Annotated in this window: 14 protein-coding genes; 8 read left to right on the forward strand and 6 right to left on the reverse strand. The window is 72.6% G+C overall.

The window, feature by feature from the left end:
* Positions 1-33 precede the first annotated feature (33 nt).
* Positions 34-1,041, forward strand: coding sequence for a transporter (locus tag KZI27_RS09770; protein WP_222660920.1), 1,008 nt, complete (start codon positions 34-36; stop codon positions 1,039-1,041).
* An 81-nt stretch (positions 1,042-1,122) separates the two neighbouring features.
* Here the strand turns inward: KZI27_RS09770 and KZI27_RS09775 are convergent, their stop codons facing one another.
* The 5 genes from KZI27_RS09775 to KZI27_RS09795 are packed head-to-tail and all read right to left on the reverse strand — an operon-like array spanning position 1,123 to position 6,592.
* Complete coding sequence (locus tag KZI27_RS09775; RefSeq protein WP_222660921.1) at positions 1,123-2,145, reverse strand: Gfo/Idh/MocA family protein; 1,023 nt, start codon at positions 2,143-2,145, stop codon at positions 1,123-1,125.
* Between the two features lie 52 nt (positions 2,146-2,197).
* On the reverse strand, positions 2,198-3,214 hold the full coding sequence (locus KZI27_RS09780; protein ID WP_222660922.1) for a Gfo/Idh/MocA family protein: 1,017 nt from the start codon (positions 3,212-3,214) through the stop codon (positions 2,198-2,200).
* Between the two features lie 43 nt (positions 3,215-3,257).
* Positions 3,258-4,649: an ABC transporter substrate-binding protein gene (locus KZI27_RS09785; protein ID WP_222660923.1), complete on the reverse strand. Its 1,392-nt coding sequence runs from the start codon at positions 4,647-4,649 to the stop codon at positions 3,258-3,260.
* On the reverse strand, positions 4,646-5,590 hold the full coding sequence (locus KZI27_RS09790) for a carbohydrate ABC transporter permease (protein ID WP_222660925.1): 945 nt from the start codon (positions 5,588-5,590) through the stop codon (positions 4,646-4,648). The genes KZI27_RS09785 and KZI27_RS09790 overlap by 4 nt, the downstream gene beginning before the upstream one ends.
* A 3-nt stretch (positions 5,591-5,593) precedes the next feature.
* Positions 5,594-6,592 (reverse strand): carbohydrate ABC transporter permease, encoded by a 999-nt coding sequence (locus tag KZI27_RS09795; protein ID WP_261784208.1) that lies wholly within the window; start codon positions 6,590-6,592, stop codon positions 5,594-5,596.
* 134 nt (positions 6,593-6,726) lie between these two features.
* Here KZI27_RS09795 and KZI27_RS09800 point away from each other — a divergent pair, with 134 nt between their 5' ends.
* Positions 6,727-7,974 (forward strand): ROK family transcriptional regulator, encoded by a 1,248-nt coding sequence (locus tag KZI27_RS09800; protein WP_222660927.1) that lies wholly within the window; start codon positions 6,727-6,729, stop codon positions 7,972-7,974.
* A gap of 92 nt (positions 7,975-8,066) precedes the next feature.
* Positions 8,067-8,876 (forward strand): DUF1684 domain-containing protein, encoded by an 810-nt coding sequence (locus KZI27_RS09805; RefSeq protein WP_222660928.1) that lies wholly within the window; start codon positions 8,067-8,069, stop codon positions 8,874-8,876.
* Between the two features lie 172 nt (positions 8,877-9,048).
* Here KZI27_RS09805 and KZI27_RS09810 read toward each other — a convergent pair whose 3' ends face one another.
* Positions 9,049-9,609: a histidine phosphatase family protein gene (locus tag KZI27_RS09810; RefSeq protein WP_222660930.1), complete on the reverse strand. Its 561-nt coding sequence runs from the start codon at positions 9,607-9,609 to the stop codon at positions 9,049-9,051.
* 62 nt (positions 9,610-9,671) lie between these two features.
* Here KZI27_RS09810 and KZI27_RS09815 point away from each other — a divergent pair, with 62 nt between their 5' ends.
* The 5 genes from KZI27_RS09815 (at position 9,672) to KZI27_RS09835 (ending at position 15,382) form a co-directional block, all read left to right on the forward strand.
* A complete protein-coding gene (locus tag KZI27_RS09815; RefSeq protein ID WP_222660931.1) occupies positions 9,672-11,156 on the forward strand; it encodes a reverse transcriptase family protein in 1,485 nt (494 codons plus the stop codon).
* Positions 11,157-11,251: 95 nt separating this feature from the next.
* Complete coding sequence (locus KZI27_RS09820) at positions 11,252-12,472, forward strand: acyl-CoA dehydrogenase family protein (RefSeq protein ID WP_222660933.1); 1,221 nt, start codon at positions 11,252-11,254, stop codon at positions 12,470-12,472.
* A 156-nt stretch (positions 12,473-12,628) separates the two neighbouring features.
* Positions 12,629-13,411 (forward strand): hypothetical protein, encoded by a 783-nt coding sequence (locus KZI27_RS09825; protein ID WP_222660935.1) that lies wholly within the window; start codon positions 12,629-12,631, stop codon positions 13,409-13,411.
* Entirely contained in the window at positions 13,408-14,685 is a 1,278-nt protein-coding gene (locus tag KZI27_RS09830) for an LLM class flavin-dependent oxidoreductase (RefSeq protein ID WP_222660937.1), read from the forward strand. The genes KZI27_RS09825 and KZI27_RS09830 overlap by 4 nt, the downstream gene beginning before the upstream one ends.
* Positions 14,686-14,965: 280 nt before the next feature.
* Positions 14,966-15,382, forward strand: a complete 417-nt coding sequence (locus KZI27_RS09835; protein WP_222660939.1) for a carboxymuconolactone decarboxylase family protein — start codon at positions 14,966-14,968, stop codon at positions 15,380-15,382.
* Positions 15,383-15,386: the final 4 nt, after the last annotated feature.

The following is a 15,386-nucleotide window of genomic DNA, read 5'->3' on the forward strand; positions in this document are numbered from 1 at the left end:
GACGCGACGCGGTCCGGGGAGAATGGGACCCCTATGCCCAGCGCGCGCCCGACCTCCCGCATCCCGCTCAACACCCTCGCCGCACCGTTCGGCCTCGCCGGCTTCGCGGAGACCTGGTCCTACGCAGCACCCGTGCTCGGACTCCCGGCCGTCGTCCCGCAGGTGTTCTGGGCGGTCGCGGCCGTCGCGTGGGTGTGGCTGCTCGGCGCGCACGTCCTGCGGGGCGTCCGCGTCGAGGAACGCCTGGTCGACCAGCTCCGCCACCCCGCTCAGGGGCCGATCGCTGCGCTCGTCCCCGCGACCGCGATGCTCCTCGGTGTCGACCTCGCTCGCTTCTGGGGGCTCGGCGGGCAGGTCCTCGTGCTGCTCGCGGTGGCGGTCGCCGCCGTGTTCGCGGCGTGGTTGCTGAGCACGTGGTTCGAGGGGCGCCTCAGTCTCGAGGCCGTGCACGGCGGCTACCTGCTGCCGACCGTCGCCGCCGCCCTCGTGGCCGCCGTCGCCACCCACGAGGTCGGGGCCGGCTGGTCGTCGTGGGCCTGCTTCGGCGTCGGCGTGTTCTTCTGGGGCGTGATGACCGGGCTGCTGCTCATCCGGCTGTCCTTCCGTCCGGCACTGCCCGACCCCCTCGTCCCCACCATGGCGATCCTCGTGGCCCCGCCCGCGGTGGCGACCGTTTCCCTGTTCGCGCTCACCCACGACGCCCTCACCCTGCCCGTGCAGGCGATCGCCGGCCTCGGCGTCCTCATGCTCCTCGTGCAGCTCGCCCTGCTGACCCGGTACGTCCGGCTGGGGTTCTCGCTCGGGTTCTGGTCGTTCGTGTTCCCGGCGGCGGCGGTCGCGACGGCGGCGATCGAGTGGTTCCGGGTGCTCGACCTGCCGGCGGCCTGGGTGCCCACGACCGTGCTGCTCGTGCTGCTGACCCTGCTCGTCGCCGTGGTCGGGGTGCGGTCACTGAACCTGGCCGCGCGCCACCTGCTCGGGCAGGCGGAGTCGGTGCTGCACGCCGCCGACGACGAGGACGCGGGGCCGGCGACGAGCTGACGCGCGGAGCCCCGAGACGCGGAACGACATCCTCGACGTCGTGCGACGTCGAGGATGTCGTCCGGGGTCGATCCGCGCGGGTCAGGCGCTGACGGTCTCGTCCGCCGTCAGGACCGGGGCGATCGTGCCCGTCCGGGCGCCCTCGTACGCCGCCAGGATCATGCCGAGCACCGCGATGCCCTCCCGCTCGGAGTGGATCGGCCGCGTGCCGTCACGCAGGCACGCCCCGAACGCGCCGATCTCGGCCGCGAAGGTGTCGACCTCGTCGAAGGTCACCGACTCGCTCGTGCCGTCCCGCAGGTCCCACCGCAGCGTGGTGCCGTCGCTCGTCAGGGAGCCGTGCTCGCCGACGACGCTGAACCGCTCGGTGCCGGCGGCCGGGTCGTACGCCCAGCTCGTCACGAGCTGCCCCACGGCGCCGTTGTCGAAGCGGAACAGGGCCTGTGCCGAGTCCTCGCCCTCCATGAAGGCGAGTCGGTGCGTGGACAGCATCGCGGTGGCCTGCACCGGGACGCCGCCGGCCAGGTGCATGAGCAGGTAGCTCGGGTGGTACCCGGTGTCGATGAGCTCGCCGCCGCCGCTCGTCGAAGCGTGGGCGCGCCACCCCATGTTCGACGGGTCGAACTCGTTGCGGAACGAGTCGGTGGTGCGGACCTCGTACACCGTGCCGAGTGCGCCGCCGTCGATGAGCTCCTTGGCCTTCGCGACCGCTGGCATGAACAGCTGGTTGTGCGCGCACATCAGGGTGATGCCGGACTCCGACACCGCACGCTGCACGTCGGCGGCCTCGTCGGGGCTCAGGCAGAGCGGCTTCTCGCACAGCACGTGCTTGCCGGCCTTCGCGGCGGCGACGATCGCGTCGCGGTGCAGGTGGTGCGGCAGGCAGATGTCCACGGCGTCGATGTCCGCCTGCTCGAGCATCTCGAGGTAGTCGGTGAAGCAGGGGACGCCGAGCTCGGCGCCGCGCTCCTCGGCCGTGGCCGCGAACGCGTCGGCGACCGCGGCGACCCGGATCAGCTCCGGGTGCTGGGCGTACCCGCTGATGTGGAAGGTGGCGATGCCCCCGCCGCCGATCAGGCCGACGCGGATGATGTCGCTGGACATGGTGACTCCTGTGGTGGGTTCGTGGCGTTGCACTGCTGGACTGCTGGGGCCGTCAGACGGGTGCGCCGACGGGGGCGGCGTGCCCCGCGGCGTGGCCCGCGGGATAACCCGCGGCGTCGTTCGCGGCGACCACCAGGCGGGTGAGCTCGACGGCGCGGGCGAGGTTGTCGTCGGCACGCGTGCCGGCGGCGACGTGGTCCACCCACTGTCCGAACGCGTCCTGGGTGTCGGCGGGGACGTCGAGGGTGACCGTCTCGTCGCCGTAGGCCGGTCCGCCGGCGGTGAGCCGGGCCTCCAGGTCGGAGTAGGCGAGCCACCCCCGCGTACCGGCCACGTCGATCGTGAACGGGGTGCCGGCGACGAAGCCGGCCTCGATCACACCGATCGCCTGCGAGGGGTAGCCGACGGTGACCACGGCGTGGTCCTCGACCGCCCGCCCGGTGACCGAGCGGTAGACGGCCGCGACGCTGTCCGGCCGTGCGCCGAGGAACAGCTGGGTCAGGTACACGGGGTGGCAGCCGAGGTCGGTGAGTGCGCCGCCGATCGCCGTCGCCGGGTCGAAGAAGCGTTCCGGCAGCCACGGCGCGACGGCACCGTCGTGCGAGAGCCGGACGCGGGTGGACGTGACGTCGCCGAGGCGACCCGCGTCGAGTTCGCGCAGGATCGCGGCGGTGTACCCGTGGTACAGCCGCGGGAGTGAGACGACGAGCGCGACGCGGGCCGTGTCGCAGGCGGCGATGACCGCCTCGCACTCCTCGACGGTCGGGGCGAGGAGCTTCTCGGTGAAGACGTGCTTGCCGGCCGCGGCGGCGCGCACGATGACGTCGCGGTGGACGTCGGTCGAGGTCGTGATCGTGACGGCGTCGACGTCCGGCCGGGCGAGCAGGGCGTCGAGGTCGTCGGTGAACTCGACACCGAACCGTTCGGCGCCGGCCCGGCCGCGCTCGGCGTCGTCGTCCCACACGGCGACGAGCTCGGTGCCGGGGTGGTCGACGGTCTGCTGCGCGTAGTCGCCGGCGTGGACGTGCCAGAAGCCGAGGACGGCGACGCGCAAGGGGGTGGAGGGCATGTGTCGGTGGTTCCTCTCGTGGTGACGGGCGGTGCGTTCCTGCTCAGATCCGGACCGTGTCGTAGTCCTTCGGCAGGGTGAAGGGCGAGTAGGTCTGCATCATCGGGTCGACGCGGTTCTGCGCACGCTCGACGGCCTCCTGCGGACTCGCGGTGCCGAGCAGGACGCTCGACCGCGCGTCGGCGAGGGAGTCCCACCACGCGCCGCCGACGGGCAGCGGCGGGCGGCAGGTGGACGCGCCGATCGACTCGGTGAAGAAGCGGATCGACTTGGCCGAGCCCTTCGGGTCCTCGAGCGCTGCGATGTTCGACGGCACGCTCGTGGCCGGCACCATGTAGGTCTCTTGACCCTGCTTGCTCGTGAAGTACTTCATGAGCTCCCACACGGCCTTGTTCTTCTTCGAGCCCTTCGGCACGCACAGCGCGAAGCCGCCCGACCAGGTGTACTTGTCGCCGCCGTCCTGCTGGGTCGGCAGGTACGCGGTGCCCCAGTCGAGGTCCTTCGGGCCGTAGTTGTCGAAGGTCTGGATCGTCGACGGGACGCTGACCATGAACGCCATCCGGTCCGCCATGAACGCGGTCTGTCCCGGCGGGTGCCCGGTCGGCTCGTAGGTCGCGATGAAGGTGTCGGCGTCCTTGTAGCCGTAGCGCTTCGCCCAGTCCTCGTAGAACTCGAAGATGCTGCGGACGCTCGCCGAGTCCATCGTCATCTTCGAGTCCTGCTGGTCGAAGTACGACGCACCCAGGCCGAGCCCCCACGTGAACGGCCAGCCTTCGCCGTACCAGGGGAGCAGTCCGACGTGCGTGTAGTTCCCGCCGGACTTCTTCGTGAGGCGTTCGCTGACCTCCCACATCCGGTCCATGCTCACCGGACCGTTGTGCTCCCAGTCGAACTCGTCCGGGTCGATCCCGGCGCCAGTGAGCATCGTCCGGTTCACGAACATGCCGCGGGCGTCGGTGTCGTGGGGGAGGCCGTAGGTCTTGCCCTGGTAGCTGACCTCGCCGATCGTGAACCCGAGCCACTGCGCCAGGAACTCGTCCTTCGGCTGGTCCTCGAACTCCTCGATCATGTCGTCGATCGGTTCGATGAGCCCGATGGCCGCGTACTGCGCCGCACTGAACCGGTCGAGGAGCCACAGGTCGGGCGCGGTACCGCCGCGCACGGCCGTGATGATGCTCGTGGCGTCGCCGGTGCCCTGCGACGGCACGACGTTCACCTTGACGTCGACCTCGGGGTGGAGCTCGTTGAAGTCCTTGATCACCTTCGTCTGGAACGGCACGAAGGTGCCCGTGACGCCCCAGATGGTGACCTGGTTCGGGTTGCTGCGCGCCCCGGAGCCACTCGCGCACGAGGCGGCGAGCAGTGCGAGCGCGCCGGCCCCACCGGTGGCCGCGGCACCGCGGAGGAACGTTCGTCGGTCGAATGCGCTGCTCACTTGAAGCTCCCGATCTGGACGCCCTTGATGAACGTCCGCTGGAACACGAAGAACAGGACCACGAGCGGCAGGATGATGAGCACCGATGCCGCCATCAGCTGGTTGAACTGGAAGTCCTGCGAGTTGTTGAGGCGGAAGATCTGCAGCCCGATGGACAGCGTCTGCACGTTCTCGTCCTGCAGGTAGATGAGCGGCCCGAGGAAGTCGTTCCAGGCACCCACCGCCGCGAAGATCCCCACGGTGACGAGCGCCGCCCGGGCCTGCGGGAAGACGATCCGCCAGAGGATGCCCCACTCGGAGGCGCCGTCCATCCGCGCTGCGTTGAGCAGGTCCTTCGGGATCTGCAGCAGGAACTGCCGGAGCAGGAAGACGTAGAACGCGGACCCGAACAGGCTCGGCACGATGAGTGGCAGGAAGGTGTTGATCCAGCCGAGTCGGGCGTAGAGGTCGAACATCGGGATGAGCGTGACGGGGAACGGGATGAACAGCGTGGCGAGCACGACGTAGAACACCTTGTCGCGGCCGCGCCACTCGAGGCACGCGAACCCGTACGCGATCACGAGGTTCGACACCATCGAGAACAGCGTCACGCAGACCGTGATGATGAGCGTGTTCCGGAAGAAGGTGAAGAACGGCATCGCGTCGATCGCCTTGCCGAAGTTCGACCAGTCGAGCCACTGCGGGAACCAGGTGGGCGGGAAGGCACCGAGTTCGGAGTTGCCCTTCAGCGCCGAGATGACCATCCAGTAGATGGGGATGAGGAACAGCAGGCTCATCGCGATGAGGAGCACGCGGGCGAGGGCGGACGACCACGGCGAGCGGATCGAGCCGTCGGCGTTGCGGGAGCGGTCGTCCGCGCCCGTGCGACCGCGGGGCCGGACGGCCTCGATCGACGAGGTGACGGTGTCGCGGTCCGGCTGTCGTTCAGTGCGCAGTGTCATCGGTCACTCCCCGGTCACGTCGTAGTTGACGAAGCGCTTGGACAGCCAGTACACGAGCCCGGACAGGACCATGCCGGCCAGGAACAGCAGCACGGCCATGGCGCTGGCGAACCCGAGCTGCGCGTAGCTGAACGCGTTCTTGTAGAGGTAGAGCATGTAGAACAACGTCCCGTTGTCCGGGCTGCCGAGGCCGCCGGTGCCGGACGAGATCACGTACGCCTCGGTGAAGACCTGCAGGCCGTTGCTGATGCCGGTGATCAGGTTGAACAGGATCACGGGCGACAGCAGCGGCAGGGTCAGCGCGAAGAACTGCCGGATCGGTCCGGCGCCGTCCACGCGAGCGGCTTCGTACAGGGTCTTCGGGATCCCGCGCAGTCCGGCGAGGAAGATCAGCGCCGCGTTGCCGGCACCCATCTGGGCGAGCGCGACGATGACGAGCTTCGCCGTCGTCGGGTCGCCGAGCAGGTTCGTCGCCGGGATCCCGACGAGCTTCATGACCTGGTTGACCAGGCCGGTCTGCGGGTTGACGAGCACCACGAAGATGAACGCCAGCGCGAAGGTGGGGATGAGCGAGGGGATGTACAGCGCGGTCCGGTACCAGCCGATCTCGCGGACGTCCTGGTTCATCGCGATGGCGATGACGATGGCGATCACGATGCCGACGGGCACCGCGATCACGGCGTAGAACAGGGTGTTGCCGACCGCGGTGTGCACGAGCGGGTCGATGAACGCGGCGACGTAGTTGGCGAACCCGACCCACGTGATGTCGGCCATGCCCGAGTACCGGGTCAGGCTGATCGCGAACGAGTAGATCAGGGGGTAGGCGATGAACACGAGCACGCCGAGGATCCACGGCGAGATGAACGCGATGCCGACGCGCAGCCGGCGCTTCTCGGCCGGGGTCCACGGATGCTTCTCGCGTGGTCGTCGACGGGCCGGAGCGTCACCGCCCGTGCGCATCCGTGGTGGTGCAGTGGTCCCGGATCGTGTCGTCGTCGTCACGAGCGTCCCTTCCGACCCCGTGCCACGCCGGTGTGGCTCGGGCGAATCCGTCGTCGGACGGGCGAACCGTTCGCGCCGTCGCGGTTTCAATCCAATTGATTGACAAATTCGTATGACCAGAGACGCTAGGGACCATGTCCGAGCCGCGTCAACCCCTTCCTGACACCGTGGTGCAGGGCAGAACGGGCGGCACCAACCTGGTGCGCGTCGGGGTCCAGAATCGTGCGCTCGTGCTCGACCTCGTCCGCCGCCGGGGGCCGTTCGCCCGGGCCGATCTGGTGCGTGCGACCGGGCTCAGCGCGCAGACGGTGTCGAACATCGCCGCCGGACTCGTGGGGGCGGGGCTGGTGCGCGAGGTACCGGGCGGTGGGCGACGGCTCGAGGTCGTCGCGGGGTCGCGGTCGGCCATCGGGGTGCACCTCGACCCGGCGCACCTGGTCGTGGTGCGCACCGACCTGACCGGTGCCGTGCTGGCCGTCGAGCACGTCGACCTGGACGCGACCGACGACCCGGCGCGGACGCTCGACACGATGGCCGCGGCCGTGCGGCGCGTCCGCGGCCGCCGGTCCGCCCCTGCCGGCATCGGCCTGGCCGTCCCCGGATCGATCGACCCGGACGGCGTCCGGATGGGCACCCCAGCGCAGTTGCCCGCCTGGTGGTCGCTGCCCGTCACCGACGAGCTCACCGCCCGGACCGGTCTGCCCGTGCTCCTCGAGAAGGACGGCGTCGCGAGCGCCCTCGGCGAGGTCTGGGCCGAGCCCGCTGCCGACGACCTGGTGTCCGTCTTCCTCGGGCACGGGATCAGCGCGGCGACGGTCGCGGCCGGCGAGGTGGTCCGCGGCGCCACCGGCAACGCCGGCGAGTTCGGGGGCATGCCGGTCGAGGCGCACGGCCGCTGGACCGAGGTCTGGGAGGCCTGTCAGCCCCTGCAGCAGGTCCGGCGCGCGGTCACCGCCGGGCTGCTCCCCGCGGGGATCCCGCTCGACCGGGCCACCGACGTCCGACACGCGTTCGCGCGGCTCTGCGCGACGCCGGCCGCGGCACCGCTGGTCGCCGAGGCCGGGGCCGCCCTCGGATCCGCGCTCGCACACGTCGTCGAGCTGCTCGACGTGCCGCAGGTCACGATCGGTGGCAGCGCGGCCCTCGCCGGCGGCGACGTCTTCATCGCGGCCGTCCGGGAGCGGCTGGCCGTCCGCCTGCCGCAGGGGCCGTTCCCGACGGTCGCGGCGACCGCCTTCGGCGAGGCCTCGGTCGCCCGCGGTGTGGCCTGCGCGGTGCTGCAGGCCGACCTCGCCGTGCCCGCCCCCGCCGTCCGCGGTGCCGGTCCGGGGCGTCGACCGGGAGGCCCGGTGCACCTCCGCAGCATCGCCCACCCCTGGTGAGCGGGAGCGTCCAGGGCGCGGGGCCGGCCGCGCGCGTGACGCCGTGCGACGACGTCGGCGCGGCCGCCGTCGCGACGCCGTAGCGTCGGAGCATGAGCACGACGACGCCGACCGCATCCGACTTCGCCACCGAGTGGGCCGCCTGGCACGACGAGCACGAGCGGGCTCGGGCGAGCGAGCACGGCTTCCTGGCCATCACGAGCATCCGGTGGCTCGCCGCGACACCCGAGCGCTTCGACGACGCACCCGGCACGTGGTCGACCGGCGAGGGCGGCCCCGTCGTCGAACTCGCCGAGGGCGAGACGGTCGAGGTCGACGGGCAGCCGGTCACCGGCACCCACCGCTTCGGGCCGTTGCCCGAACGGTCGAGCACCGCCGTGGTGTGGCAGGACGGCGACGAGTCCGTCGTGATCGAGGTCGCCCGACGTGGCGGCAGCGACGTCATCCGCCCGCGGCACCCCGGCAACCCGACCCGGACCGAGTACCCCGGGACCCCGACGTACGAGCCGTCGGAACGCTTCGTCGTCGACGCGCACTTCGAACCGTTCGACGAACCGCGCGAGGTCACCGTCGGCTCCGTCGTCGACGGCCTGCAGCACGTCTACTCGGCGCCGGGCGTGCTGACCTTCGACCTCGACGGGCCGCGGTCGCTGCTCGCGTTCAACGGGCACGGCGACGGCCTGCACGTCCTGTTCACCGACCGCACCAGCGGTGTCACGACGTACGCCGCCAACCGGAGCCTGGACATCGCCGCCCCGGATGCCACCGGCGCGACCCGGATCGACTTCACCCGCGCCACGAACTTGCCGTGCGCGTACACGGCGCACGCGACGTGCCCGCTGCCCCCGGCCGAGAACCGGCTCGACGTGGCCATCGAGGCGGGGGAGCGGCTGCCCGCCTGAGCGGTGTCGCTGAGGGCCGCGGACTCCCGACGCGGAACGACGTCCTCGATGTCGTACGACGTCGAGGACGTCGTTCGTTGCGCGCGCGGGTCGTTGCAGCCGCGCGGGAGCGACGAGGTCGATGTCGTACGACGGCCACGGTGTCGTTCGGCGTCGGCGGTCGGCGCGCGCGTCAGGCGAGCGGGATGCGCTCCCAGGTGCCCGTCGCCCGCCACGCCCGCGCATCGAACGCGAACACGCTGCCCATGCCGGGCTGGTCGAGCGCGCGTGACACCGGCGCTCCCGTCAGGTCGGCGAGCAGGAGCGCCCCGACCGCACCGTGCGACACGATGGTCGCGTCGCCCGCCGCAGTGAGCCGCCGGACCGCTCCGACGATGCGGGCCTGGGCGTCGACGGCGCGCTCCCATCCGCGGACCGACCGGACCGGCTCGGCGAAGAACCGGTCGACGACCCCCTCGAACTCGGTCGGTGGCAGGTAGCCCGTCGCGCTGCGGTCGATCTCGCCGAGCAGCTCGTCCTGCGTCGGCACGTGCCCGACCGCGGCCCCGAGCAGCTCGGCGGTCTCGACGGCCTTGCGTTCCGTGCTCGACACGATGCGATCGACACCCGAGTCCCACGCCAGCGCGTCCGCCCGCCCGGCACGGGTGCGCCCGACGACGGACAGTCCCCACGACTCGATCGGTTCGGCGGGTTCCACGACGACCTCGGCGTGGCTCAGGAAGTACGAGACCATCAGGCGATCCTGGCACGGACCGGGGTGGTGTGCGCGTCGGGGGCCCGTCGTAGGGTGATCGCGTGGAGTTCCCGGGGGAGGCGGCCGGCGCGCGTGACGCGTCGACCTCTCCGGGGGCACCCCGGGGCACGCAGGACCAGCAGGACGACACGCCCCGAGCAGGCGAGCGCGCTCCGCGCGCGACGCTGCACGGAGGCACCGACAGGTCCTCCGGGAACCCCACGCCCCTCTCCGTCGTCACCGCGGCGCTGGCCGATGCGTTCCTGACCGCCGAGCGGTGGGAGGCGGACGAGCTGACGGCCGTCGGGTACGTGGTCGTCGGCGTCGAGCGCGCCTACGTCGGGCTCGCGGTCGCTGCCGCGCTCGAGGCGTACCCGCGGCCGCCGGTGGACGCTCCGCGCCGGCTCGCGGCCGTGCTCGCCGCTGCGCCGCGCCTCGTCGCGCTGCACCGGTCGCGCGAGGACCGTCGGCCGGTCCGGGTGCTCGTGCGCCGGGCCACCGCGGTCCGTGCCCGTCCGGAGACCGCGAGCCGGTTGCTCGTCGACACCCTGCCCGAGCTCGCCCGGGCACTCGACCTCACCGTCGGCCGGCTGCTCTGGCTCGCCGACACCCGCGCGTGGAACCGCCGCTCCGGGCCCTCGAGCCCGCTCCACCACCACCGGCACGAGTGGATCACCCGGCCCGGTCGTGCGCCTCGCCTGCTCGAGAAGCCGATGGACATGCTCCGCCGCACCCAACGGACGATCCTCGACGAGCTCCTGACGATGTTGCCGGTGCACGACGCCGCGCACGGCTTCGTACCCGGCCGGAGCGTCGTCACGGGAGCAGCGGTGCACACCGGTCAGCAGGTCGTGGTCACCGCGGACCTCACCACGTTCTTCGCGAGCGTCTCCGCGCCGACCGTCTACGGCGTCTTCCGGGCTGCCGGGTTCGCGGAGCCGCTCGCGCACGTGCTGACAGGGCTCTGCACCCACCGGGTACCGGTCCACGTGCTCAGCGCGATGCCCGCCGGCGGCTCGCCGGAGGAACGCCACGCGCTCCGCCAGGCGTTGGCGACGGCGCACCTGCCCCAGGGCGCACCGACGTCGCCCGCGCTGGCGAACACCTCGCTGCGGCACCTCGACGCCCGGCTGGCCGGGTGGGCCGGGGCCGTCGACGCGGTGTACACCCGCTACGCCGACGACCTGACGTTCAGCGGCGGCGACCGGCTCGCCGCGCGCCCGGACGCGTTCCTGCGGGGCGTCGACCGGATCGTGACCGAGCAGGGGTACCGGCTCAACCCGTCGAAGACCCGGGTGCGGCGCCGCGGGGTCCGGCAGTCGGTCACGGGTGTCGTGGTCAACGAGCGGCCGTCGCCCGGGCGCCGCGAGGTCGACCGGCTGCACGCCGTCCTGCACAACGCCGCGGTGCACGGGCCAGCCTCGCAGAACCGTTCGGGTCACCCGGAGTTCCGGGCGCACCTGCTCGGGCGCATCGGGTGGGTCGAGCAGGTCAACCCGGGCCGCGCCCGACGGCTCCGCGAGGAGTTCGCCCGCATCGTGTGGTGATGCCGTCGGCGGACCGTGTGACGTCCGGTTGCGCTCCGTTGCCCCGCGTTGCGGCGGCCGGCCGCGCCGTGATCGCACCTGGGTAGCGTGCCGCCATGTGTCCGAGTGAGATCCCGGCCGACGACCGCTACGACGAGCTGATCGCACCGCTCCGGCCCGTCATCGAGCGGATCGGCATCGACGCCCGCCAGCGGGAACGCGAGGAGCGTCTCGCCACGGAACAGCTCGGCTGGCTCGTCGACGCCGGCTTCGCACGGTGGCGGACGCCGGTCGCGTGGGGCGGGGTCGGTGCCCGTCTGTCCGACGTGTTCCGGGCGATCGCCGAGATCGCCGAGGTCGACCCGAACCTGGCGCACGTGTGGCGGAACCACTTCTCGTTCGTCGAGGACCGCGTGCACGCCGAGGGCACCGCGTTCGACCGTGCGATCGTCACGCGGCTCGGGGACGGCGAGTTCGTCGGCGGCGGGTGGAGCGAGTCGCCGAACCCGGCCGGGGGCGACCTGACCACGCGGATCGTCCGCGATGCGGGAGGCACCTGGCGGCTGACCGGTCGGAAGTTCTACTCGACGGGCAGCGTCTACGCCCGGTGGATCACGGTCATGGCGCTCGACGACACCGGTGCACGGTTCGTCGCGCTCGTCGACGCCCAGGACCCCGGCGTCGTGGTGGGTGACGACTGGGACGGCTTCGGCCAGCGCATCACCGGCAGCGGGAGCGTGACGTACACCGACGTGCCGGTGCCCGACGAGCGGGTGCTGCCGTACGCGACCCGGTACCCGTACCAGGAGCAGTACTACCAGACGGTGATGCACGCGATCCTCGTCGGCATCGGTCGCGCCGCGCTGCGCGAGGGCGTCGAGGCACTCCGATCCCGGGCACGCGGACACCACAACGGCACCGCTGTTGACCCGACCCGCGATCCGGAGCTGCTGAGCGTGATCGGTACCGTCGACGCCCGGGTGCACGCCGCCGACGCTGCGTTCGCCGCGAGTCTCGGCCCGGTGGACGCGGCCGTCCACCGGCACACCGCCCTGCGTGCGGCCGGTGCGGAACCGTCGACCGACCCGGTGCTCCGGGCGGCGCTCGAACGCAGCTGGGTCGCCGTGGCGCGCGCCCAGACGGTCGTCACCGACGCGGTGCTCGACGCGACGACGCTGGTGTTCGACGCCCTCGGGTCCTCGGGGACGTTCCGCTCGCTCGGCCTCGACCGGCACTGGCGGAACGCCCGCACCCTGTCGTCGCACAACCCCCGGGTGCACAAGCGCCGCATCGTCGCCGACCTGCTCGTCAACGGTGCGACTCCGCTGGACCGCTGACCGCTCGGCCGTAACGGACCGTCACGGGGCGCAACCCGCCGACACCTGTGTGCGCCGCGCCGAGGCGAGCCCCTACGGTCGGTGCACCGGCTCGCCACGGACGCTGGGGAGGCGACCGTGGCGGGCCGTTCTGCGCACCCGAACGGGAGGACCACCGTGACCACCGCCCCCGCACCACCCGTCGTCGCCGTGCCGGACGCGGACCTCGCAGCAGCGGCAGCCACGCTCGGCGGCATCGCCCGACTCGCGGACCGCCTCGCCGGTTCCGGTGCCGCCGTGGTCGCCGTCGGCACCGACCGCTTCGATCTGGCGACGAGCACCGGCCACCGACTGGACCCCACCACCGCGACGCTCGCCCTCGGCCGCGCGCTGCCGGACCACGGGTTCCTCGTCGCCGTGGCCCCGACCCGCGAGCACCCGTACAACGCCGCCCGCCGGGTCCTCTCGCTCGACCACGTCCTGGACGGTCGGGTGGGCGCCGTCGTCGGTGCCCGCGACCACGGCGCAGCGAGCACCGCTGAGCAGCACGACCCTGCCGAGTTCGCCCGGGTGCTCCGCGGGCTGTGGCGCACCTGGCCGCTCGACAGCATCGTCGGGGACCGCACGTCGGGGCTCTTCGCGCACACCGACCGGATCCGACCGCTCGACCACGACGGCGGACCGGACGGCTACCGCGTCCGGGGACCGCTCACGACGCCGTCGAGCCGGCAGGGCGAACCCGTCCTCGCGGTCTGGCACGACGTCGACCTGCCCGGAGCGGACCTCGTCCTGGGCGGGACCGCGCACCCGCTCGCACCGCTGCCGGCGGCGAGGTCCGAGGCGGAGCCGCACCGGGCCTCCCGGTCGACCGCGACGCGACCACCACGACCACCGCGAGCAGCGCGACCGACGCTCCGCACCCTGCTGGGACTCCCGGACCCGACGGCGGTGACCGCGTGACGGGCGCAGGCGGCGACGCCGGCTTGATCCTCGGCGTGAACCTGCAGGGCTTCGGGCAGCGCCCCGCGGCCTGGCGGACCCAGGACGTCGAGCCCACCGACCTGCTCTCGGCGGCGTTCTGGGGCGACCTCGGGCGCATCGCCGAACGCGGCCTGCTCGACATGGTCTTCTTCGCCGACCACCCGGCGTTCGGCGACCCGAACGTCCGCGCGTACGGGTTGCTCGAGCCGTTCGTGGCGCTCGGGGCGATCGCCGACGCGACGAGTCACCTCGGGTTGGTCGGCACCGCGTCGACGACGTACAACGACCCGTTCGACGTCGCCGAGCGGCTGCTGTCGCTGGACACGGTGTCCGGCGGGCGCGTCGCCTGGAACGCCGTCACCACCTACGACCGCTCGGTGTCCGCGAACTTCGGCGTCGCGACGAACCCCGACCGGCCCGAGCGCTACGCCCGTGCGGGGGAGTTCGTGGACCTGGTGACGGCGCTCTGGCGGTCCGCCGCCACCGGGGTCCCCGTCGTGCACCACGGCGAGTTCCTGGACCTCGAGGGGGTGCTCCGGGTCCCGCCGTCGGCGCAGAGCCACCCGGTCGTGTTCCAGGCCGGGGGATCGCCCCACGGCCGCGACCTGGCGGCACGCGTCGCCGAGGGGGTCTTCGCCGTCGAGTTGACGCCGGAACCGGCGCGGCAGCACCGCCGCGCCGTCAAGGCCGCCGCCGAGACGCACGGGCGGAGCGCGGCGGACGTCGCGATCGTGCCGGGGCTGTCGCTCGTGCTCGGCAGCACCGAGGCCGAGGCGCAGCGCCGGTTCGACGAACTCGAGGCCCTCGCGCCGGACGGCTACTCGCTCCGGGCGCTCGGGACCCACCTCGACGCCGACCTGTCGGGGCTCGACCCGGACGCGCCGATCCCGTCGGCGATCCTCGACCGCGAGGTCGACCCGGTCACCTACGGGCCCTCGCTCGGGTACCACGAGACCGTCGTGCGGTGGGTGCGCGCCAACAACACCTCGCTGCGGCACGTGCTGCGGGGCTTCGGTGGGTACGGCGCCCGGATCGTGGTCGGGACCCCGGAACAGGCCGCCGACACCATCGAGGACTGGTACCGCACCGGTGCCGCCGACGGCTTCAACCTGATGATCGACGAGTTCCCGCGGGGCCTCGAGACCGTCGTGGACGAGCTCGTGCCGATCCTGCAGCGCCGCGGGGTGTTCCACCGGTCGTACGAGGACGTGACGTTGCGCGGGCGGTTCGCGAAGCGTGTCCGGGGGCTCTGACGTCGCACCGTGCGAGGACCGCGGAGCGGCCGCGCCTGCCGCACGGTGCGAGTGCGTTGATCCGGTGCGAGGTTGGTCGCACCGTGCGGGCTTGCAGCCGCTCACGGAGCGGGCAACCTCGCACCAACCGGCGGAGGCCGCACCGTGCGGACCGCGCGCCCCGCGCCCGCGTGACGCCGTGTGACGGCCGGCACCGCGGCCCGCGTCACACGGCGACACCGCCGGTCACGGTCCGCAACACCCGTCGCCTCGGGGCCGCGACCGCCCTAGCGTCGCCGACATGACCGACTACCTCGACCGCGAGCAGGACAAGACCTTCACGAAGGTCTACAAGCAGCAGACCCCGGACATCCTCAAGGCCTTCGTCCAGTTCGACGAGTCGGTGTTCCAGTCCGAGGGCCGCGCGATCCCGCTGAAGTACCGGGAGCTCATCGCCCTCGCCGTCGGCATCACCACGCAGTGCGTCTACTGCATCGACGGCCACAGCCAGCGCGCGGTGACGGCCGGTGCGACCGAGGCCGAGCTCGCCGAGGCCGCCTGGGTCGCCACCGCGATCCGCGCCGGTGGCGGCTTCGCGCACGGCCGACTCGGCTTCAAGTTCGGCGCCGACGCGACCCCCGCCGACGCGTCCCCGGCCCACGCGACCCCCGCCGACGCGGCACCGGCCGCCGCCGACCACGCCGCGCACACCCACTAGGAGG

It is taken from the genome of Curtobacterium sp. TC1, assembly GCF_019844075.1.
In the GTDB taxonomy this organism is placed as follows: domain Bacteria; phylum Actinomycetota; class Actinomycetes; order Actinomycetales; family Microbacteriaceae; genus Curtobacterium.